Below are 22,145 nucleotides of genomic sequence, written 5' to 3' on the forward strand. Positions count from 1 at the left end.
CATGGCTGACGTTAATGCAATTTTAAATGAAGCAAAAGATAAAATGAAAAAGGCTGAGGAAGTTTTAGGCCGTGAACTATCAGGAATTAGAGCGGGACATGCTAATGCTAGTCTATTAAACCGAGTAATGGTTAATTATTACGGAGCTCCCACACCATTAAATCAAATTGCTTCCATTACTATTCCAGAAGCGCGAGTAATTTTAATTACACCATTTGATAAATCAGCACTTGAAGATATTGAAAAAGGAATCTATGAAGCTGATTTGGGAATTAGTCCAGCTAATGACGGTTCTGCTGTTCGTTTGGTTGTTCCTGCCTTAACCGAGGAACGTCGTGAAGAAGTTGCTAAACAAGTTAAAGCAGTTGGTGAAAAAAGCAAGGTTGCAGTTAGAAATGTTCGCCGTGAAGCAATGGATAGCTTAAAGAAGAGCAACAAAGCAGAAGAAATTACTGACGATGAACTTCATAGTAATGAAAATAAAGTTCAAAAAATTACAGATAATGCGATTAAAGACATCGACAAACGAGTTTCTGATAAAGAAAACGAAGTTATTAGCGGTTAATTTAAAAGTCAATTTTAGGAGGAAACAAACATGGCAGATGAAAATAATAACAATGAAGAAGTAGAAATTATTCCTGGTTCCAAAGAATTTGATCAAATGTTGTTCAAGCTAAATGGGGAAATGAATGCTGACGATATTTCAGTATTGAACTATGGCGGTAATGAATTTCAAGAAATTCAACCAAACTTTTATGCAATGCCTGCTTTTATCGCAGACAATTTCAATTTATTCTTCATTGTAGCTCCATTGATTGAAGACGATTGGGTAGTTGCATTTTCAACTGCTAAAATTGAAAATGAAAATGAAATTACTGATTTATCTGAACCTATGACTACCGGTCAAGGATTGAATCAATTAGGTGCGGTTAACCCAGATGAAGCTAATAATTTGTTGAAGTACTTTAACACGTTAGTTGACGCTAACCGTGGTGAATGGAGAATGGTAGAAGCTGGTGATGATCAAACCGCTAGTGAAACTAATGAATAGGATTGTTTAGGATGAGTTAAATGATTCTCATCCTTTATTTTTGATATCGTAAAGATGAGGTTATGAGTAATTGCTAAATTCAAAAAAAACAAAAAAAGTAACGCAGATAGATCCTGATAATATTCCTTCACACGTGGCCATTATCATGGATGGTAACGGCCGCTGGGCTAAAAAACGTTATCTACCAAGAATCGCCGGTCATAAACAAGGAATGGAAACAGTTAAAACGATTACTAAGACCGCTAGTCATATGGGAATTAAAGTTTTGACCCTGTATGCTTTTTCTACTGAAAATTGGAAGCGACCTAAAGATGAAGTTAGCTACATTATGAGTTTACCCGGAGCTTTTTTTGACAAATTTGTGCCGGAGTTGATAGAAAATAATGTTTCAGTACGAGTAATGGGTATGACAGAACAATTGCCGAAGCAAACATTAGCAGCCGTTAACAAGGCAGTTGAACAAACTAGTCATTGTACTGGTATGATTTTGAATTTTGCGTTAAATTATGGTGCAAGAATGGAAATTACTAATGCAGTAAAAGAAATTGCACTAGCGGCGGCCAATCACGAAATCGATCCTGTTGATATTGATGAAAATATGATTGCTGATCATTTAATGACAGCATTTTTAGGTGACTTGGCAGATCCTGATTTGTTGATTCGTACTAGCGGCGAAGAACGAATTTCTAATTTTTTACTTTGGCAAATCGCTTATAGTGAGTTTATTTTTAGCGAAACGTTGTGGCCTGATTTTGATGCTGATACTTTTGAAAAATTAGTAATTGAGTACCAGGGCCGACATCGACGGTTTGGCGGCCTAGAAAAAGAATCTAAAAAGTAGGGGATTAACATGAGACAAAGAGTAATTACAGCAGTAGTAGCGTTAATTATTTTTATCCCCATTATTATTGCTGGTGGGGTTTGGATCGATATTGCTGCTGCAGTTTTAGGAGTGGTAGCTATTTCAGAAATATTAGTAATGAAAAAGAAATTACTAATTTCTGGAGAAGCATTGATTTCGTATTTGGGAGTTTTAGTACTAATTGCTCCGCAACAGTGGTTGTCTTTGATACCAAATAATATTAGTCAAACCTTCTTATTTTATATGGTAGTAATGGCATTATTATTGCTAACGGTGTTTACACGTAACCGATTTTCATTTGATGATGTCGGAGTGTTAACTTTGGGAATGCTATATACTGGCATGGGCTTTCACTTTTTCCTAACGGCTAGACACGTAGGCTTAACAATGCTTCTTTACGCATTGTTTATTGTTTGGGCTACCGATAGTGGTGCATACATTTTTGGTCGGATGTTTGGTAAACATAAGTTAGCCCCACATGTTAGTCCGAACAAAACCTGGGAAGGTTCAATTTATGGCAGTATTTTCGCAGTGGCACTTGTTAGCATCTGGGCCTTATTTTATCCCATCGCAGGCCTTAGCTTCTGGCAACTTTTACCAATTACCATCGGATTGTCAGTGATGGGGCAATTAGGTGATTTGGTCGAGTCATCACTTAAACGATACTATGGTGTTAAGGATTCTGGTAAAATTTTGCCAGGGCACGGTGGTATCTTAGATCGTTTTGATAGTTTATTGTTTGTTTTACCTGTCCTACATCTTGTAGGATTGATTTAGAGCCATTAGGAGGAAGATAATCCTTGATAACTACGATTATTGTTTTTATTATCGTTTTTGGCATTTTGGTAATCTTCCATGAATTTGGTCATTATATTATGGCCAAAAGATCGGGAATTTTAGTGCGAGAATTTTCAGTAGGTATGGGACCTAAGTTGTTTTATTACCGAAAAAATGGAACCACCTTCACCCTTAGACTGCTACCTGTCGGTGGCTATGTTCGAATGGCTGGTGGTGCAGATGATGAAGACGAAGAAATTAAACCGGGAACACCGGCAACACTACAAATTAACAAGCAAAACAAAGTTAGTTCTATTAATATTAGTAATAAAACATCTCTATTTCAGGGAATTCCAGTCACAATTACTGATTCAGATTTAGAAAACCAACTTTGGTTAGATGGCTATGAAAATGGTGATGAATCAACTACTAAGCGTTTTGCAGTTGATCATGATGCCACAATAATTGAAAAAGACGGGGTTGCAGTTCAAATTGCTCCTAAAGACGTCCAATTTGATTCTGCTTCATTACCAAATCGGATCCTTACTAATTTTGCTGGAGTTTTTAATAACTTTTTGCTGGCTATTGTGGTTTATACCATTTTAGGATTTGTTCAAGGTGGAGTCCTCACTAATACTAACCAAGTAGATGTTGCTACCCATGATTCAGTTGCTCGTGATGCTGGTATTAAAAGCGGTGATAAAATCATTGCTGTTGATGGCCAAAAAACTGATAATTGGACAGAATTAACAACTAAAATTCAGAATAAACCAGGAAAAAAAGTTGATTTAACGGTTAAACGTGGTAACTCACAAAAAAAAGTGACTCTAACCCCTAAAAAGGAAAAAATTAGTGGTAAAAGCGTCGGAATGATTGGTGTTACACAAAGCTTGGATCGCAGTTTTAAGGCTAAAGCTTTGTCTGGATTTACTCAATCATGGTCAATGACCAAGCAACTCCTTATTGCCATTGGTTCAATGTTTACCGGTCATTTTAGTTTGAACGATTTAGGTGGACCAGTAGCTATTTTTGCTACTACCTCTCAAGCTGCTAAGTTAGGAATTACCGGCGTATTAAGTTTCTTAGGATTCTTGTCATTGAACTTAGGAATCGTTAATTTGCTCCCAATTCCAGGACTTGATGGTGGTAAATTATTATTAAATATTATTGAGGCGATTAGACATAAACCGGTTTCAACCAAAACAGAAACGGTAATTACTTTAATTGGATTTGTCTTTTTAATGATTCTAATGGTCTTGGTTACATGGAACGATTTGCAAAGATACTTTTTGCATTAAGTTAATTATTAAAGGAGATTTTTGAAAATTATGAAGCAGTCATTAATACTTGTTCCCACTTTAAAGGAAGATCCTAGTGGAGCAGAAGCTCTTAGTCATAAGTTACTTGTTCGAGCAGGATATATTCGACAAGTTTCTGCTGGAATGTACTCTTATTTACCAATGGCTTATCGAGTACTAAGCAAAATTGAAACTATCATTAGAGAAGAAATGGTTAACACTGGTGCTCAAGAAATGTTAATGCCAGATGTGTTACCAGCTGATCTGTGGATTCAATCTGGTCGTTATGAAACTTATGGGCCTGAGTTATTTAAGTTCAAGAATCGCCATGATACTGATTTTATTTTAGGACCAACTCATGAAGAAACATTTGCTCAATTAATTAGAGACTCAATTAAATCATATAAACAATTACCATTGTCACTTTATCAAATTCAAAGTAAATATCGTGACGAGGATCGTCCGCGATACGGTTTGTTAAGAAGTCGAGAATTCATTATGAAAGATGCTTATTCTTTTGCTGCTGATGAAGCTGACTTGGATAAAGCCTTTGATTTGATGGAAGCGGCTTACATTAAGATTTTTGATCGAATTGGTTTAAATTACCGAGTAATCATTGGTGATGGTGGTGCCATGGGCGGTTCAGATTCTAAAGAATTTTCCGCACCTGCTGCTGTTGGTGAAGATACTATCGTTTATTCCGATGAGAGTGACTATTCAGCTAACCTAGAAATGGCTACTACAATTATTGAAGATGTTAAAAATGATGAGACTCCAGCCGAATTAGAAAAAATTGCAACACCAGGTATTAAAACTATTGATGATTTAGTTGGTTTCTTGAAAGTTACACCAGCTGAAGCCATGAAATCAATTTTGTATGTAGCTGATGAAGTTCCAGTAATGGTTCTAGTTCGTGGTGATTATGAAGTCAATGAAGTTAAAGTCAAAAACTTCTTAAATGCAGATTTCTTTGATAAAGCTAATGATGAACAAGCCGAAGAATTTCTAGGAGCCAATTTTGGTTCATTGGGACCAGTTGGTATTTCTTCTGATGTTAAAGTGTTAGCTGATGTTCGAGTAGCTAATATGGTTAATACCAGTGCTGGTGCTGATGAAGATGGATATCACTATATTAATGTTAATATTAATCGTGATTTCACTCCTGACCACATTGGTGATTTTTCAATCGTTAAAGAAGGTGAACCTTCACCTGATGGTAAGGGACATCTTAAGTTCACTCGCGGAATTGAAATTGGCCATATTTTTAAATTAGGTACTCGTTATTCGGAAAGTTTTGGTGCTAACGTATTAGATCAAGGTGGTCGCAGTGTTCCCGTTATTATGGGATCTTATGGAATTGGTATTAGCCGACTATTGTCAGCAATTAGTGAACAAAATGCCGATGAAAATGGTTTGATTTGGCCAGCGGCCATTGCCCCATTTGATGTTCACGTTATCCCGGTCAATGTTAAAAAAGATGATCAACGTAATTTAGCTGATCAAATTGAGGAAACATTGACTCAAGCTGGGGTAAGCGTCTTGGTAGATGATCGAAAGGAACGAGCAGGTGTGAAATTTGCTGATTCTGATTTAATGGGATTGCCAATTAGAGTAACGGTTGGAAAACGTGCTGCTGAAGGAATTGTTGAAATTAAAGTTCGAAAAACTGGTGAAAGTGTTGAAGTAGCTGCCACTGACGTTTTGAAGACAATTACTGAATTACAAAAAACAATTGCTTAGTTGCAAAATAAGGAATTTGTTTTAAGATATATAAAGCAATAAAAAAACTGGGATTTCCCAGTTTTTTTTAATCAGAATTTAATTGTATTTGTATTACTTAAGGAGGAAATATTTTGAGCCTCAATCCACAAGAACTTTTTGGAAAATTATTGGAGCAATTAAATTGGACCGATATGAGCAGCAATTTGGCTTTTGATAACGCCGGAATTGATAAAATTGAAATTCATAAGCGTAGTAAAGTTTGGAATTTTGTGATTAATACCAAAACTATTTTACCATTTGAGTTATTTTATGAATTAAATAACCGCCTTCGTGGGGCCTTTCAAGATATTGCTCAAGTTAATTTAACAATTATCCCGACAACCAATGAATTTGATAATAAAATTTTACAGGATTATTGGCAATGGGTAGTAACTAATTGTGGAATTACATCACCACTATTGAGGGAATTATGTGACGAAAGAGCACCACAAATTAGTGATTCACGAGTTGAATTTACTGTTGAAAATGAAGTGGTGAAAAATTTTTTAACACAACAAGCCTTAGGGCCAATTGAAGACACATACCGCCAGTTAGGGTTTCCTAATTTTACTATCCATACCATGGTGGATGAATCAGCTTCACAGCAAAAAATTGAAGCAATGAAGCAAAAAGCGGCTGAGCAACAAGTTCAAATTGCTAAACAAGTTGCTAACAATGCGCAGCAAAAACCAGCTCAACATAAAACCAGTTCTAACCCTAAAGGCGCTACGATTGGCCGACGAATTGATAATAAACAACCAGTAACCCAGATGGTCGATATTTTAGATGAGGAAAATTCGATTATTGTTACAGGATACGTTTTTGATAAAGAAATTAGAGCACTACGCTCAGGGCGAAAACTGTTAATGTTAAAGGTAACTGATTATTCTTCTTCAATTCAAATTAAGCGTTTTTCTGGCAAAAATGATGAGGCCTTATTTGATACCATTAATGTTGGCGACTGGATTAAAGTTCGTGGTAATGTCCAAGAAGATAATTATTCTCATGAATTAACGATGAATGCCAACGATATTAACTTAATGAAGCATGCAGAAAAAACAGATGATGCACCAGCTGATCAGAAAAGAGTGGAATTACACTTACATTCCCAAATGAGTCAAATGGATGCCACTAATAATATTAGTGATTTTGTTCATCGAGCAAAGCAATGGGGGCAACCAGCGATTGCAATTACGGATCATTCGGGTGTGCAAGGATTTCCTGATGCGTTTCATGCGGGAGAAAAAGAAGACGTTAAGATAATTTATGGAGTGGAAGCTAATCTAGTAGATGATGGCGTGCCCATTGGTTATAATGATGCTCATGTGAATTTAAAAGAAGCCGAATATGTGGTTTTTGATGTGGAAACCACGGGATTATCTGCTATCTATGACCGGGTAATTGAACTATCGGCCGTTAAAATGCAGAACAATAATGTTATTGATCAATTTGAAGAATTTATTGATCCGGGATTTCCGTTGTCGGAACAAACCATTAACTTAACTTCTATTACTGATGAAATGGTCCATGGTTCGAAGTCAGAAGAGGAAGTATTTAAGTTGTTCCGTGAGTTTTGTGGAGATGACATTATTGTGGGACATAACGTGACTTTTGACGTTGGTTTTATGAATACTGGTTATTTACGTCATGATATGCCAGAAATTGATAATCCAATCATTGATACATTAACGTTGGCACGTTTTTTGTATCCAAATATGAAAGGGTATCGATTAAATACGTTGGCTAAAAAATTCAACGTTAACTTAGAGCATCATCACCGGGCAATTTATGATGCGGAAACGACGGGACATTTAAATTATATTTTCTTAAATGATGCCAACGAACAGTATCAGATTGAATACCATGATCAACTTAATCAACATATGAATGACAACGATGCGTACAAACATGCGCGTCCTAGCCATGCTATTTTGTTAGCTCAAACTCAGGCAGGCTTAAAAAATTTATTTAAGCTGGTGTCATTGTCCAATGTTGAATATTTTTATCGAGTTCCTCGCATTCCTCGTAGTCAATTAGAAAAATATCGTGATGGTATTTTAGTTGGTTCGGCTTGCTCTAACGGTGAAGTTTTCACCGCAATGATGCAAAAAGGAGTGGGAGAAGCCAAACAAAAGGCTAAGTTTTATGATTATTTGGAAGTACAGCCTAAGGCAGCATATGAACCATTAATTGAATCACAAATGATTAAGGATAACGCTAATTTAGAAGAAATTTTACAAAACATCGTTAATATTGGTGATGAATTAAATAAGCCTGTAGTTGCAACTGGCGACGTTCACTATTTAGATGCTCATGATTATATTTATCGAAAAATTCTGATTAACTCTCAGGGTGGTGCCAATCCATTAAATCGACAAACTTTGCCAGATGTTCATTTTTTGACAACCAATGAAATGTTGGCTGACTTTACTTTTTTAGGAGCTAGCAAAGCACAAGAAATTGTGGTGACCAATACTAATAAAATTGCTGATTCAATCGATGTTATTCATCCACTAAAAGATAAATTGTATACGCCTAAGATGGAAGGCGCTGAGGATGAAATTGAGCAACGAACAATGGATACTGCTCATCAAATGTACGGCAATCCACTGCCTGATATTGTTGATCAACGATTAAAAAAGGAATTAAAAAGTATTATTGGCAATGGATTTTCCGTTATTTATTTGATTGCCCAACGACTAGTAGCCAAGAGTAACAAAGATGGTTACTTAGTTGGTTCTCGGGGATCGGTTGGTTCCAGTTTAGTGGCTACATTGACCGGAATTACTGAAGTTAATCCGTTACCACCACATTATCGTTGTCCCAATTGTCAACATACCGAATTTTTCACGAAGGGTGAATATAGTTCCGGCTATGATTTACCAATGAAAAATTGTCCTGAATGTGACACTTTGATGATTGGTGACGGTCATGATATTCCGTTTGAAACTTTCTTGGGATTTACTGGGAATAAGGTTCCAGATATTGATTTAAATTTTTCAGGTGATTATCAACCAATTGCCCATAACTATACGAAGGTCTTGTTTGGTGAAAAAAATGTATTTCGTGCTGGGACAATTGGTACGGTGGCAGATAAAACAGCTTACGGATACGTAAAGGCTTATGAACGCGATACAGGTAAAGTATTTCGTCAAGCTGAAGAGGATCGGTTGGCAAAGGGAGCAACCGGAGTAAAGCGAACCACCGGCCAACATCCGGCTGGTATTATTGTAGTTCCAGATTACATGGACATTTATGATTTTACGCCAATTCAATTTCCGGCTGATGATCGCACGGCTGCGTGGAAAACCACTCATTTTGATTTCCACTCTATTCACGATAATATTTTAAAAATTGATATCTTAGGTCATGATGACCCAACAATGATTCGAATGTTACAAGATCTTTCTGGCATTGATCCACATACGATTCCAATGAATGATCCAGGGGTGATGTCATTATTTTCTAGTCCAGAAGTTCTCGGGGTAACAGAAGAACAAATTCAATCCAAGACTGGAACTTTAGGTGTTCCGGAATTCGGAACTAGGTTTGTGCGAGGCATGTTAGAACAAACGCATCCTAAGAATTATTCTGAACTTCTTCAAATTTCTGGCCTTTCTCATGGAACCGATGTTTGGTTAGGCAATGCTGAGGAATTGATAAAAGATGGAACAGCAACAATTGCCAACGTGATTGGATGTCGTGATAACATCATGACCGACTTGATTCATTGGGGACTAGATTCTGAAATCGCCTTCCAGGTAATGGAACACGTTCGAAAAGGAAAAGGAATTCCTGATGAATGGCAAGCTAAGATGCGTGAAGCCGATGTTCCAGATTGGTATATTGATTCTTGTCTAAAGATTAAATATATGTTCCCACGAGCCCATGCTGCAGCATATATTTTGATGGCGTTACGAATTGCTTATTTCAAAGTGTACTTCCCAATGCTTTATTACGCGGCTTATTTTTCGGTCAGAGCAGATGATTTCGATATTGTCTCAATGTGTCGAGGTAAGGAAAGTGTTAAAAACGCAATGCACGAAATAAATGCTAAAGGGATGGATGCTTCTACTAAGGAAAAGAATTTATTAACTGTCTTGGAGTTAGCTAACGAAATGTTAGAGAGAGGTTATAAATTTCAAATGGTTGATCTCGATAAATCAGATTCTAGTGAATGGTTAATTGATGGTGATACTTTAATCGCACCATTTGATTCTGTTCCCGGTTTAGGCCTAAATGTAGCTAAACAAATTGTGGCAGCACGAGAAGACCGTCCCTTCTTATCTAAAGAAGATCTTTCTAAACGAGGAAAGGTTTCTAAAACTTTAATTGATTTTATGAGTGATAATGGTGTTTTAGATGGTTTACCAGATGAAAATCAATTGAGCCTTTTTGATATGATGTAGATAGAGATTTGTTAAACAGCTATTACTGTGGTATACTTATCTGTATTAAATAACTCGTAAAGGAGTGAGCAGAAATGCTCGCTCTTTTTAATGGAAAAATTTAGGAGGCAATCTATTGAGCGAGGTTACTGAAACAGTAAAACAGATTGTAGAACCAATTTTGGCTAGCCATTCATTTTATCTTTATGATATTGAATTTGTGAAGGAAAGCAAAAGCTGGTTTTTACGAATTTATATTGATAAGCCTGGTGGCATTACAATTGACGACTGTGCCGTTGTCAGCGATGAATTAAGTGAACAATTGGACGAAATGGAACCAGATCCAATTCCACAAGCTTATTATTTAGACGTATCTTCTCCAGGTGCAGAACGAACATTGAGAAATGATAAAGATCTCAATGACGTTTTAGGAGATTACGTGCATTTGTCTCTTTACCAAAATCTAAATGGACAAAAAGTATATGAAGGTGATTTGGTCGAAGTAACAGCCGATTATCTTAAATTAGATAACGTAATGAATTTTGATCAAGCAGTTGAAATACCACGTGATAAAATTGCTAAGGCACGCTTAGCAATTAAATTTTGAAGATTGATTAATAAAGGAGAATAAAAATGAGTAAAGAGCTTTTAGGCGCTCTATCTTCATTAGAAGAAGAAAAGGGTATCAAAAAAGAGGTTATCATCGATGCCTTAGAAGCAGCATTAGTATCAGCATATAAACGAAATTATGGTCAAGCCCAAAATGTTGAAGTCAACTTTGATGAAAAAAAGGGTGACGTCCACGTTTATGCCGTTAAAAAAGTTGTGGAAAATGTTGAAGATCCTCAATTAGAAATTAGCCTATCAGATGCCGTTCAAATTAATCGTGGTTATGAATTAGATGACGAAATTAAGTTTGAGGTAACTCCTAAAACATTTGGACGAATTGCTGCTCAAACTGCTAAGCAAGTTATCATGCAACGAGTAAGAGAAGCAGAACGTGAAATTGTTTTTAATCAATATAGTAAGTACCAAGACGAATTGGTAACTGGTGAAATTGAACGCCAAGATAATCGATTTGTTTACGTGGATTTAGATGATGTTGAAGCCGTAATGGGTGCTAAAGATCAAATGCCTAACGAAGTTTATCGTCCACAAAGCAGAATTAAGGTCTACGTAACTAAGGTTGAAAATGCTACCAAGGGGCCTCAAGTTTTTGTTAGTCGAACTGCTCCTGGAATGTTGAAACGATTATTTGAACAAGAAGTCCCAGAAGTTTATGATGGAACTGTAGAAATAGTTTCGATTGCTAGAGAAGCTGGTGATCGGGCTAAGGTAGCGGTGCGTTCTAACAATGCCGATATCGATCCTGTTGGGACGGCTGTTGGTCCTCGTGGTCAACGAGTTCAAACTATCGTTAATGAACTTCATGGCGAAAATATGGATATCGTTGAATGGGATGCTGACAACGCCAAGTATATTGCTAACGCCTTAAATCCAGCTGAAGTCATTGATGTAATCTTTGATGCTGATAACGATCGTGCTTGCACGGTTATTGTTCCAGATTATCAGTTGTCATTAGCTATTGGTAAAAAAGGACAAAATGCTCGTTTGGCAGCCCGCTTAACTGGATTTAAGATTGATATCAAATCTGAATCAGAAGCTGAAGATATGTTTAATGATCAACAACAAAAGGTTAACAATTCAGTGGATGTTACTATTGATAGTGGTGAAAATGAAGAACATTATGTTGATGAAGTGAATTTAAGCCAACAAGAAAACGATTTTGAACAAGATAATTTAAACTAGTTTTAGGAGGTGTTTGGATTGAAAAATCGTAAAGTACCAATGCGCAAAGATGTTGTCACTGGTGAAATGGCACCTAAAAAGGAACTAGTCAGAGTTGTTCGTAATAGTGATGGCAGTGTTTCCATTGACGAAACTGGTAAAAAATCAGGTCGCGGAGCCTACGTTGCAATTAACGTTGACAATGCTAAAAAAGCCAAAACTAACCATATCTTGGATAAAACCTTTTCTGTCGCTATTAGTGATGAATTCTATGATGAATTAATTGCTTATGTTGATCATTTACAAGCCCGAAAAGAGCTGTTTGAAAATGAATGATAAACAGGCCACTTTAAATTTTTTAGGATTGGCTAGGCGTGCTCAAAAGATAGTAACTGGTCAAGATATTGTTTTAGCTGCTATTAGAAAAAATCAAGTTAACTTTTTATTTATTGCGTCGGATACTGGTGCAAGTACTAAAAAGAAATTTACCGATAAGGCAAATTATTACCATGTACCGATGTTTAGCGGGTACACTAAGGATGAACTTAGCTCAGCAATTGGACAAAAACGTTCAATTATTGGCGTTGCCGACACTGGAATGGCTAAGAAGATAATCACCCTTATTCATAATCAAAAAGGAGAGTGATGATATGGGGAAAAAGCGTATCTATGAACTAGCAAAAGAATTGAACGTCTCAAGTAAGCAAATCATTGATGATGCTAACCAAGCCGGATTGGATATTAAAAATCACATGGCTTCAGTAGATGATCAACAAGAAAAGCAAATCAGAAAAATGTTTGCTAACCAAAGTAAGTCAAAATCAACTAACAATAACGGTCATTCTAATGGTCAAAATCGTTCCAATAATCAAAACCATTCGAATAATCAAAACCGTTCAAATACTCAAAGTCATTCCAATAACCAAAACCGTTCGAATAACCAAAATCATTCAAGTAATCAAAACCGTTCGAACAGCCAAAACCATTCAAATAACCAAAATCGTTCCAATAGTCAAAGTAGTACGAATAACAGTAACCATTCAAGCAGCCAAGCTCATTCCAATTACCAAGGTCGCAATAATAATAGCGGTGGCCGATTTGGTGGTAGTTTAAATAGAAATAATAATAATCACCATGGTAAAAAATATAATAAGAAACAAAACAAACGACAAAAGAAGCAAAAAAATCAGCGACTTCGTGAAACTGAACATACCGTGTCTGTAAGAAAAGAACGGCCATTACCAAAGGTATTGGTTTATTCTGATGGTATGAATGCCCAAGATTTGGGTAAGATTTTGCATCGTGAACCAGCTGAAATCGTAAAAAAATTATTCATGCTAGGGGTAATGGTTAACCAAAACCAGTCACTTGATGCTGATACAATTCAAATTTTAGCTGCGGATTATGGTATCGAGGCCGAAGAAAAAATTGAGGAAAATATTTCTGACATTGATAACTTATTTGATGCAGAAATGGCTAATACCACTCACTTGGAAGAACGACCACCAGTAGTTACAATCATGGGACACGTTGATCACGGTAAGACCACCTTACTAGATCACTTACGTCACTCTCATATTACCGATGGTGAAGCCGGTGGAATCACTCAAGCTATTGGTGCTTACCAAGTTCGTCATGGTAACGACTTGATTACCTTCTTAGATACCCCAGGACATGCGGCCTTTACTGAAATGCGGGCTCGTGGTGCTAACGTTACTGATATTACGGTCTTAGTTGTGGCGGCAGATGATGGTGTTATGCCACAAACTATTGAAGCCATTAATCATGCCAAGGCTGCTAATACACCAATTATTGTTGCGGTGAATAAGATTGATAAACCAGATTCTAATCCAGCCCACGTTACTGAACAATTAAGCGAATATGGCTTGATTCCTGAAGACTGGGGTGGTGACACCATTTTTGTTAATATTTCTGCTAAGTTTGGTAAAAATATTGATGAATTATTAGACATGATTGTTCTTCAAGCAGAAGTCCTAGAATTAAAGGCTAACCCTGATCAAAAAGCGGTAGGATCAGTTATTGAAGCCCGTTTGGATCAAGGAAAAGGATCAGTTGCTACATTGCTTGTTCAACAAGGAACGATGCACGTTGGTGACCCAATTGTTGTTGGCCATACTTTTGGTCGTGTTCGAACTATGACTAATGAACGTGGTCGTGATTTGAAGAAGGCAACTCCATCAACTCCAGTTGAAATCACTGGTTTAAATGAAGTGCCAGAAGCTGGGGATCGTTTTGTTGTCTTTGATGACGAAAAGAGTGCTCGTGCCGCTGGTGAAGCTCGTGCTAAAGAAGCCCAAATGGAAGAACGTCGTAAAAATAATCGCGTAACCTTGGATACATTGTTCGATTCCCTTAAAGAGGGTGAAATGAAGTCTGTGGATATTGTTATCAAGGCTGATGTTCAAGGATCAGTTGAAGCTTTGGCAAACAGTCTACAAAAGATTGATGTAGAGGGTGTTAAGGTTAACATTATCCATACTGGTGTTGGTGCGATTAATGAAAGTGATGTAGCCTTAGCTGCTGCAAGTAATGCAATTATCATTGGTTTTAATGTTCGTCCAACTCCTCAAGCTAAATCTCAAGCTGAATCTGAAAGTGTTGATATTCGTCTTCACCAAGTTATTTACAATGCTATTGATGAAGTTGAATCAGCAATGAAGGGATTACTTGAACCAACATTTGAAGAAGAAGTTACTGGTGAAGTAGAAGTTCGTGAACTTTATAAAGCTTCTAAAGTTGGTACCATTGCCGGCGGGATGGTTGTTAGTGGCCACGTTGGTAAGAACAGTAAAGTTCGCTTGATTCGTGATGGTGTGGTTATCTATGATGGTGTTTTAAATAGTTTGAAACGATTCAAAGATGACGTTAATGATGTTAAACAAGGCTTTGAACTTGGTTTAACTATCCAAGATTATAATGATATTAAAGTTGGCGATGTCATCGAAGCATATGTTATGAAAGAAGTTCCAGTAAAATAGGAGTGATTTTATGGCCCAATATCGAGTAGGAAGACTAGAACAAGAAATTCAAAAAGAAGTCAACGATATCTTATTAAAACGAGTTCGTGATCCACGAGTTCAAGGAATTACAGTTACTGGTGTTGAAGTCACTGGTGACTTACAACAAGCAACTATTTATTACAGTATCTTATCTGATAAAGCTAGCGACGGTGAAAAAACAGCCGCTGGTTTGGAAAAAGCCACTGGCTTAATCAGAAAGGAATTGGGTTCACGTTTAAGTATTTATAAAACTCCTGAACTTAAATTTCAACGAGATGATTCAGTTAAATACGGTGATAATATCGATCGATTATTAAACGAATTGAACTCTAAACAGTAGCTAAAAAGCCCCCTATAATAATATTAGGGGGCTTTTTTGTGCTATAATTTATTTCATGAAAACGGATTGGAGTAACAATAAATGAATGGTGTAATTGCGTTATTTAAAGAACGAGGCATGACCAGTTTTGATTGTATAAGTGCGTTGAGAAAAATTCTGCATACCAAAAAAATTGGCCATACGGGAACTTTAGATCCAGATGTTGATGGAGTTTTACCAATTTGTGTGGGAGAGGCTACTAAAATTAGTGAAATTGTAATGAACTCTGGTAAAACTTATCAGGGTTCTATTACCCTAGGTTTAGCTACCGATACGGAGGATATTACTGGCAATATAATTGAAACTTTGCCGATCACAAAACCATTTTCAGATGCGGATATTAATGCTATTTTGTTAAAACTAACTGGTGAAATTCAACAAATTCCACCAATGTACTCGGCGGTTAAAATTAATGGCCGCAAACTTTATGAATATGCCAGGGAAGGAATCGAGGTTAAACGATCATCTAGAACCATCAAAATTGATTCGTTTACCCAGATTCGTCCTACAGAATATGATGCTGAAAAACAACAGCAAACAATATATTTTGAAGTAAGTTGCTCCAAAGGTACTTATGTAAGAACGTTAGCTTCTGATTTTGGCAAGTTGATTGGTGTTCCAGCCGTAATGAGTCGCTTAACCAGAATTAAAAGTGGTGGTTTTACAATCAATGAAACCAATACGTTAGCAGAAGTACAAGCAGCAATGAATGAAGAGCGTTTAACGGAGGTATTAAAACCACTGAACGAGGCTTTAAGTGCCTTTCCAGCAATGATACTTGACGAAGATCGTTATCAACGAGTAAAAAATGGTGGTTTCATTACGCCGCTGGAATCAATGTCAACCAATAATAAAATTGTTCGAATAATTTATCATGATGAATTATTAGCTCTATATCAGTTCGATCGAAGCAAGCAACTTTATCGACCATATAAAATGTTTATTCATAACAATTAGAGGTCTAAGTCAATGGAAATTATTGAAATACACCACCCAATTAATAATCAAACTAAATTTGCAGATCCAATCGTTTTAGCGATGGGTTTTTTTGATGGCGTTCATTTGGGACACCAAAAAGTCATTAAGGCTGCGGTAAATAAGGCTAAAGAACGAGGCATTAAATCAGCTGTTTTGACGTATGATCATCATCCTCAAATGGTTTATGGAGCTTTATCTCCACATGATCGTCGGTATTTAACGTTACCAAATGAAAAAATGAAATTAATTGAACAATTAGGAATCGATAAGGTTTTTTTAATAAATTATAGTTATGCCTTTCAAGATCAAACTCCGCAAGAATTTGTAGACAACTATATAGTGAGATTTAACGCTGAAGAAGTGGTGGCCGGCTTTGACCATACATACGGTGCTGGTAAAGAAGCTACTATGGAACAACTTTCGAAGTACGCTAACGGACGTTTTCAAATTTCTATTATTCCACCGCTAGAATTAAGAGAGCAAAAAGTAAGCTCAACTAGTGTTAAAGAAAAGTTGGATGTAGGAGATGTTAAAACAGTGCAACAATTGCTGGGACGACCATTTTCAATAAATGGTCCGATAGTCCATGGCGAACAGGTTGGTAGAACCATTGGGTTTCCCACGATTAATGTTGCGGTTGATCCACTAAAATGGTTGCCGGGTATTGGTATTTATGTAACCAAGGTGAAAATAGGTGACAATTATTATCAAGGAATGGCGTCAATTGGTAAAAACGTTACTTTTTACGATGATCATCCGGTTACAATTGAAATTAATTTATTGGATTTTAACCAAAATGTTTACGGTGAAAATGTCACAATTTATTGGTTAGATTGGCTACGAGGAGAAGTGAAATTTGCTGATGTTGATAAATTAATTAATCAATTAAAACTGGATGAAACGGCTACTCGAAGGTTTTTTGCTAATAATTAGCACTCAATTAAATTAATTGCTAAAAAATAGGCGGTTTATTCTTGACTAATATCTATGGGTTTGGTAAATTATAAATGTGCCTTAGCACTTAGAGATAACGAGTGCTAAAAAGAGGTGATAAGATGTTAACAGATAGACAAAAGGCAATTCTATCAATTATCGTCCGTGATTATACCAATACTGGTTTGCCAGTTGGTTCAAAGGCTTTGGCTGATGAATTGATGACTCATGTTAGTTCGGCAACTGTCCGTAATGAAATGGCGGCATTAGAGGAACATGGTCTAATTAATAAGACTCATTTTTCTTCTGGTCGGGTACCTTCAATGGAAGGATATCGTTACTATGTTGACAATCTCATCGAACCCAGTCCTCTTGAAGATAATGCGGAAGATATGATCAAAAATTCATTTCAGGGTAATTTCAATCGTATTGATGAAATTATTCAAGAATCCGCCAGAGTATTATCAGATTTGACTAATTACACGGCACTAACGTTTAATCCGGAACAAACAAAAGCATCTACCTTAGGTGGTTTTAGACTGGTCAAACTGGATGAGCGACAGGTAATGGCAATTTTAATTACAGAAAATGGTCATGTTGAAAATCAAGTTTTTCCGTTAGGCAATGTCACTAGTGAACAACTAGAAACATTGGTACGAATCATAAATGATCAATTGATTGGTAAACCGCTAACTGAAGTATCCCACAAATTACAGTATGATTTGCCAGGATTATTAGCAAAGTATATTGCTAAACCAGATGCTTTTCTAGCGACGTTTGGTCAGATGTTAACTGATATTAATAAGGATCGGGTTCATGTTGATGGCAAGTTAAATTTATTAAAGTTTGCTGAACGTCAAGATATTGATTATTTAAAACCGCTTTACAGTTTTCTTGATGCTGGTGATGGTGTTGCACAAATTGTCAAACCAAAGCCAGATTCTGTACAGGTCATGATTGGAACAGAATTACGCAATGATTTATTAAAAGATTATAGTGTAATCACTGGAACTTATGATTTAAAGGAATACGGTCATGGAATGATTGCAGTTTTAGGACCAACACGGATGCCTTATTCTAAGGTAATTGGTATTGTTGGTGCTTTAAGAACCGAATTAGCAAATAAATTACTGGGATATTATGAAAACGGTAATTAATAATATGGGGAGGCGATGGTTTGGCTGACCAAGTCGATAACACAGAAGATTTAGATAATAAACAAGATGATACTACTAAACAAGACACTTCATCTGATGAAGCAGTGACTGACAATCAAAGTGACAATGACGATCAAGTGACTGAATTAACAACTAAGTTAGATGAAATGGAAAATAAGTATCTTCGGGCAGAAGCTGAAATCAAAAATATGCAAGCTCACGCCAAAAAAGAACAAGCAGATTTGATTAAATATGGGGCTCAACAACTTGCTCACGATATTTTACCGGTAATTGATAATTTAGATCGAGCATTACAAGTTGAAGTGGATGATGAAAGTGGCGAACAACTGAAAAAAGGTGTTGCTATGGTTAACGATCATCTACTAAAGGCTTTAAAAGATAATGGTGTTGAAATGATTGAGGTTGTTGATAAACCATTTGACCCTCATTTTAGTCAAGCTATTCAAACTGTTCCAGCCGATGACGATCATCCTGCTGACACAGTTGTATCAGTGCTTCAATCTGGTTATAAATTAAAAGATCGCGTGTTACGTCCAGCAATGGTCGTTGTCGCTCAATAAAAAAGAGGAAGAGGTCTATTAAATGGCAAGTAATAAAATTATTGGTATTGATTTAGGTACTACAAACTCAGCAGTTGCCGTATTGGAAGGTAACGAACCTAAAATTATTCCTAATCCAGAAGGATCAAGAACTACTCCTTCAGTAGTTGCTTTTAAAGATGGTCAACCACAAGTTGGTGAAGTGGCTAAGCGCCAAGAAATCACTAATCCTAACACCGTTGTTTCCATTAAGAGTCACATGGGTGAAGAAGGTTATACTGTTGATGTTGATGGTAAAAAATACACACCACAACAAATTTCAGCAATGATTTTACAATATATTAAGGGCTTTGCTGAAGATTACTTGGGTGACACTGTTGAAAAGGCAGTTATTACTGTTCCAGCTTACTTTAACGATGCACAACGTCAAGCTACTAAAGACGCAGGTAAAATTGCTGGCTTAAAAGTGGAACGAATCATCAACGAACCTACAGCGGCTGCTTTAGCTTATGGTTTGGATAAACAAGATAAAGATGAAAAAGTCTTGGTTTACGATCTTGGTGGTGGTACTTTTGATGTTTCTGTTCTTGAATTAGGTGACGGTGTTTTCCAAGTACTTTCAACTAATGGTGATACCCACCTTGGTGGTGATGACTTTGATAAACGCATCATGGATTGGTTGATTGAAAACTTTAAGGCCGAAAATGGTGTTGATTTATCTCAAGATAAGATGGCATTGCAACGACTAAAAGATGCTGCTGAAAAAGCTAAAAAGGATTTGTCTGGCGTAACTGAAACTGAAATTAGCTTACCATTTATTTCTGCCGGTGCTAATGGTCCTTTACATTTACAAACTACTTTAACTAGAGCTAAGTTCAATGAGTTAACTTCTGATTTGGTAGAAAAGACTAAGGTATCCTTTGACAATGCCTTAAAAGATGCGGGACTTTCAACATCTGATATTGATCAAGTAATCTTAAATGGTGGTTCTACTCGTATTCCTGCTGTGCAAGAAGCTGTAAAATCATGGACTGGTAAAGAATCTAACCGTTCTATTAACCCTGACGAAGCTGTTGCTTTAGGAGCTGCTGTTCAAGGTGGTGTTATCACTGGTGATGTTAAAGACGTTGTATTACTTGACGTTACTCCATTATCATTAGGTATTGAAACTATGGGTGGTGTGTTCACTAAGTTAATTGACAGAAACACAACTATTCCAACTAGCAAGTCTCAAGTATTTTCAACTGCAGCTGATAATCAACCAGCCGTTGATATCCATGTTCTTCAAGGTGAACGTCCAATGGCTGCTGATGATAAAACTTTAGGTCAATTCCAATTAACTGATATTCCAGCTGCACCACGTGGAATTCCTCAAATCGAAGTTACTTTTGATATTGATAAGAACGGAATCGTTAACGTTTCTGCTAAAGATAAGGGAACTGGTAAAGAACAAAAAATTACCATTCAAGATTCTTCAGGATTAGATGATGCTGAAATTGATCGTATGATGAAAGAAGCTCAAGAAAACGAAGAAGCAGATAAGAAACGTAAAGAAACTGCGGATTTGAATAACGAAGTTGATCAGTTGATTTTCCAAACTGATAAGACCTTAGATGAAGTTAAGGGCAAAGTTTCTGATGATGAAATCAAGAAGGCTAATGATGCCAAGGATGCATTAAAGAAGGCTCGTGAAGATAACAACGTTGATGAAATGAAGACTAAGAAGGATGAATTGAGCAAGATTGTTCAAGACTTAGCCGTTAAACTTTACCAACAATCTGAAGATGCCAAAAAAGATAGTGCTTCAACCGACGATAAAGCCAGTGATGACAATACCGTTGATGGTGATTTCAGTGAAGTAAATGATGATGACAAGAAGTAATCATTAAATAATTATTGATGAAGAGCCAAGGCCATTGAGCTTTGGCTTTTTATCTAAATGTGCTATTCTAGCATAGGTAAATTTGTGATTATTTATATAGATAGGAGTTACGCATGGCAAATAAGGATTATTATGAAATTCTGGGCGTCTCCAAAGATGCTAGTGATGCTGAAATTAAAAAAGCTTATCGAAAACTTTCCAAGAAGTATCACCCAGATATAAATAAAGCTCCAGATGCGGAAGCGAAGTTTAAAGAAATCACTGAAGCATACGAAATATTAGGAGATCCCCAAAAACGTTCTAATTATGACCAATACGGTTCCGCTGAAGGTCCTCAAGGATTTGGTGGATTCGGTGGCGGTTCTAGTGCTGGTGGTTTTGGTGGTGCTGGCGGTGGCTTTGGCTTTGATGACATTTTTAGTTCATTTTTTGGTGGCGGTCAACAACAGTCTGATCCAACTGCTCCCCGACGCGGTCGTGATTTACAATATCAAATGACTTTGCAATTTGAAGAAGCTATTTTTGGTAAAAAGACTCGAATTAAGTACAATCGTGAGGCTGAATGTAAAACTTGTGATGGTTCTGGGGCTAAACCAGGAACTTCACCAGTAACTTGTTCTAATTGTGGGGGAAATGGTTTTGTAACGGTTGAAACTAATACACCATTGGGACGGATGCAGAGCCGACAAGAATGTCCAGTTTGTCATGGTACCGGTAAAGAAATTAAAGAAAAATGCCCAACTTGTGGTGGCCGTGGCAAAGTAGACGAAAGACATGAAGTTGAAGTGACTGTTCCTGCAGGAATTGAAGACGGTCAACAAATGCGTCTTCAAGGCCAAGGTGAAGCTGGTGATAATGGTGGCCCGTATGGTGATTTATACGTTGTCTTCGAAGTTCGAGGCAGCAAAGATTTTCAACGTGATGGTGCTACTATTTACTTTAAGCAACCCATTAGTTTTGCTACCGCTGCCTTAGGTGGTCATGTTCAAGTTAAAACAGTTCATGGTGATGTAGATTTGAATATTCCTGCTGGAACACAGACAGGGACTACTTTCAAACTAAAGGGCAAGGGAGCACCTAAGCTCCGTGGTAATGGTAATGGTGATGAAAGAGTCACGGTTACGGTTCAAACACCTAAATCGCTTAATAAAGCCCAAAAAGAAGCATTAACCGAATTTGCTAAGGCAAGTGGGGAAACTACTGGCAATGGTAAGGGCGGTAACTTCTTTGATAAATTGAAAAAAAGATAAAAATAAAAAGTTTAAGGAAATTTATCCTTAAACTTTTTTGTTAATTAAAGAGTGGTCTTCT

The 22,145-nt window shown here is 36.8% G+C and carries 19 protein-coding genes; all 19 read left to right on the plus strand.

What is annotated here, in order from left to right; all coding sequences use genetic code 11:
• The first annotated feature begins 1 nt into the window (after nucleotide 1).
• The 19 genes from frr (at nucleotide 2) to dnaJ (ending at nucleotide 22,084) form a co-directional block, all read left to right on the plus strand.
• Nucleotides 2-565: a ribosome recycling factor gene (frr, locus tag HII32_RS06340; RefSeq protein ID WP_172189468.1), complete on the plus strand. Its 564-nt coding sequence runs from the start codon at nucleotides 2-4 to the stop codon at nucleotides 563-565.
• A 30-nt stretch (nucleotides 566-595) separates the two neighbouring features.
• The gene (locus tag HII32_RS06345) at nucleotides 596-1,051 is read left to right on the plus strand and encodes a hypothetical protein (RefSeq protein ID WP_172189470.1); all 456 of its coding nucleotides are present in this window, start codon (nucleotides 596-598) and stop codon (nucleotides 1,049-1,051) included.
• 70 nt (nucleotides 1,052-1,121) lie between these two features.
• Complete coding sequence (uppS, locus tag HII32_RS06350) at nucleotides 1,122-1,892, plus strand: undecaprenyl pyrophosphate synthase (protein WP_172189472.1); 771 nt, start codon at nucleotides 1,122-1,124, stop codon at nucleotides 1,890-1,892.
• 9 nt (nucleotides 1,893-1,901) lie between these two features.
• On the plus strand, nucleotides 1,902-2,690 hold the full coding sequence (locus HII32_RS06355; RefSeq protein WP_172189474.1) for a phosphatidate cytidylyltransferase: 789 nt from the start codon (nucleotides 1,902-1,904) through the stop codon (nucleotides 2,688-2,690).
• 23 nt (nucleotides 2,691-2,713) lie between these two features.
• On the plus strand, nucleotides 2,714-3,988 hold the full coding sequence (rseP, locus tag HII32_RS06360; protein ID WP_172189485.1) for an RIP metalloprotease RseP: 1,275 nt from the start codon (nucleotides 2,714-2,716) through the stop codon (nucleotides 3,986-3,988).
• A 30-nt stretch (nucleotides 3,989-4,018) separates the two neighbouring features.
• The gene (locus HII32_RS06365) at nucleotides 4,019-5,728 is read left to right on the plus strand and encodes a proline--tRNA ligase (RefSeq protein ID WP_172189487.1); all 1,710 of its coding nucleotides are present in this window, start codon (nucleotides 4,019-4,021) and stop codon (nucleotides 5,726-5,728) included.
• Nucleotides 5,729-5,841: 113 nt separating this feature from the next.
• Nucleotides 5,842-10,158, plus strand: a complete 4,317-nt coding sequence (locus HII32_RS06370) for a PolC-type DNA polymerase III (RefSeq protein WP_172189496.1) — start codon at nucleotides 5,842-5,844, stop codon at nucleotides 10,156-10,158.
• 115 nt (nucleotides 10,159-10,273) lie between these two features.
• Nucleotides 10,274-10,744: a ribosome maturation factor RimP gene (gene rimP, locus HII32_RS06375; protein ID WP_172189498.1), complete on the plus strand. Its 471-nt coding sequence runs from the start codon at nucleotides 10,274-10,276 to the stop codon at nucleotides 10,742-10,744.
• Nucleotides 10,745-10,770: 26 nt separating this feature from the next.
• Nucleotides 10,771-11,946 (plus strand): transcription termination factor NusA, encoded by a 1,176-nt coding sequence (gene nusA / locus HII32_RS06380; protein WP_172189500.1) that lies wholly within the window; start codon nucleotides 10,771-10,773, stop codon nucleotides 11,944-11,946.
• An 18-nt stretch (nucleotides 11,947-11,964) separates the two neighbouring features.
• A complete protein-coding gene (gene rnpM, locus HII32_RS06385; RefSeq protein ID WP_281355390.1) occupies nucleotides 11,965-12,261 on the plus strand; it encodes an RNase P modulator RnpM in 297 nt (98 codons plus the stop codon).
• Nucleotides 12,254-12,571, plus strand: coding sequence for a L7Ae/L30e/S12e/Gadd45 family ribosomal protein (locus tag HII32_RS06390; RefSeq protein WP_172189502.1), 318 nt, complete (start codon nucleotides 12,254-12,256; stop codon nucleotides 12,569-12,571). The genes rnpM and HII32_RS06390 overlap by 8 nt, the downstream gene beginning before the upstream one ends.
• Before the next feature lie 4 nt (nucleotides 12,572-12,575).
• Nucleotides 12,576-14,924, plus strand: coding sequence for a translation initiation factor IF-2 (infB, locus tag HII32_RS06395; protein WP_172189504.1), 2,349 nt, complete (start codon nucleotides 12,576-12,578; stop codon nucleotides 14,922-14,924).
• A gap of 10 nt (nucleotides 14,925-14,934) precedes the next feature.
• Nucleotides 14,935-15,285, plus strand: a complete 351-nt coding sequence (gene rbfA, locus HII32_RS06400) for a 30S ribosome-binding factor RbfA (protein WP_172189506.1) — start codon at nucleotides 14,935-14,937, stop codon at nucleotides 15,283-15,285.
• An 81-nt stretch (nucleotides 15,286-15,366) separates the two neighbouring features.
• The gene (truB, locus tag HII32_RS06405) at nucleotides 15,367-16,281 is read left to right on the plus strand and encodes a tRNA pseudouridine(55) synthase TruB (protein WP_172189508.1); all 915 of its coding nucleotides are present in this window, start codon (nucleotides 15,367-15,369) and stop codon (nucleotides 16,279-16,281) included.
• A gap of 12 nt (nucleotides 16,282-16,293) precedes the next feature.
• Complete coding sequence (gene ribF, locus HII32_RS06410) at nucleotides 16,294-17,235, plus strand: riboflavin biosynthesis protein RibF (RefSeq protein WP_172189510.1); 942 nt, start codon at nucleotides 16,294-16,296, stop codon at nucleotides 17,233-17,235.
• A gap of 122 nt (nucleotides 17,236-17,357) precedes the next feature.
• Complete coding sequence (hrcA, locus tag HII32_RS06415; RefSeq protein ID WP_172189512.1) at nucleotides 17,358-18,392, plus strand: heat-inducible transcriptional repressor HrcA; 1,035 nt, start codon at nucleotides 17,358-17,360, stop codon at nucleotides 18,390-18,392.
• Nucleotides 18,393-18,412: 20 nt separating this feature from the next.
• On the plus strand, nucleotides 18,413-18,973 hold the full coding sequence (gene grpE, locus HII32_RS06420) for a nucleotide exchange factor GrpE (protein WP_172189514.1): 561 nt from the start codon (nucleotides 18,413-18,415) through the stop codon (nucleotides 18,971-18,973).
• A gap of 22 nt (nucleotides 18,974-18,995) precedes the next feature.
• Nucleotides 18,996-20,834: a molecular chaperone DnaK gene (gene dnaK / locus HII32_RS06425; RefSeq protein WP_172189525.1), complete on the plus strand. Its 1,839-nt coding sequence runs from the start codon at nucleotides 18,996-18,998 to the stop codon at nucleotides 20,832-20,834.
• Between the two features lie 113 nt (nucleotides 20,835-20,947).
• A complete protein-coding gene (gene dnaJ / locus HII32_RS06430) occupies nucleotides 20,948-22,084 on the plus strand; it encodes a molecular chaperone DnaJ (RefSeq protein ID WP_172189527.1) in 1,137 nt (378 codons plus the stop codon).
• The last annotated feature ends 61 nt before the right edge of the window (nucleotides 22,085-22,145 follow it).

This window comes from Lentilactobacillus kribbianus (assembly GCF_013184075.1).
GTDB classification, from domain to species: domain Bacteria; phylum Bacillota; class Bacilli; order Lactobacillales; family Lactobacillaceae; genus Lentilactobacillus; species Lentilactobacillus kribbianus.

Coding starts and splice junctions, on each gene's coding strand:
- ribF (WP_172189510.1), top strand. CDS start 16,294: ATGGAAATTATTGAAATACACCACCCAATTAATAATCAAACTAAATTT.
- dnaJ (WP_172189527.1), top strand. CDS start 20,948: ATGGCAAATAAGGATTATTATGAAATTCTGGGCGTCTCCAAAGATGCT.
- infB (WP_172189504.1), top strand. CDS start 12,576: ATGGGGAAAAAGCGTATCTATGAACTAGCAAAAGAATTGAACGTCTCA.
- hrcA (WP_172189512.1), top strand. CDS start 17,358: ATGTTAACAGATAGACAAAAGGCAATTCTATCAATTATCGTCCGTGAT.
- rbfA (WP_172189506.1), top strand. CDS start 14,935: ATGGCCCAATATCGAGTAGGAAGACTAGAACAAGAAATTCAAAAAGAA.
- truB (WP_172189508.1), top strand. CDS start 15,367: ATGAATGGTGTAATTGCGTTATTTAAAGAACGAGGCATGACCAGTTTT.
- HII32_RS06345 (WP_172189470.1), top strand. CDS start 596: ATGGCAGATGAAAATAATAACAATGAAGAAGTAGAAATTATTCCTGGT.
- frr (WP_172189468.1), top strand. CDS start 2: ATGGCTGACGTTAATGCAATTTTAAATGAAGCAAAAGATAAAATGAAA.
- HII32_RS06365 (WP_172189487.1), top strand. CDS start 4,019: ATGAAGCAGTCATTAATACTTGTTCCCACTTTAAAGGAAGATCCTAGT.
- HII32_RS06390 (WP_172189502.1), top strand. CDS start 12,254: ATGAATGATAAACAGGCCACTTTAAATTTTTTAGGATTGGCTAGGCGT.
- dnaK (WP_172189525.1), top strand. CDS start 18,996: ATGGCAAGTAATAAAATTATTGGTATTGATTTAGGTACTACAAACTCA.
- HII32_RS06355 (WP_172189474.1), top strand. CDS start 1,902: ATGAGACAAAGAGTAATTACAGCAGTAGTAGCGTTAATTATTTTTATC.
- nusA (WP_172189500.1), top strand. CDS start 10,771: ATGAGTAAAGAGCTTTTAGGCGCTCTATCTTCATTAGAAGAAGAAAAG.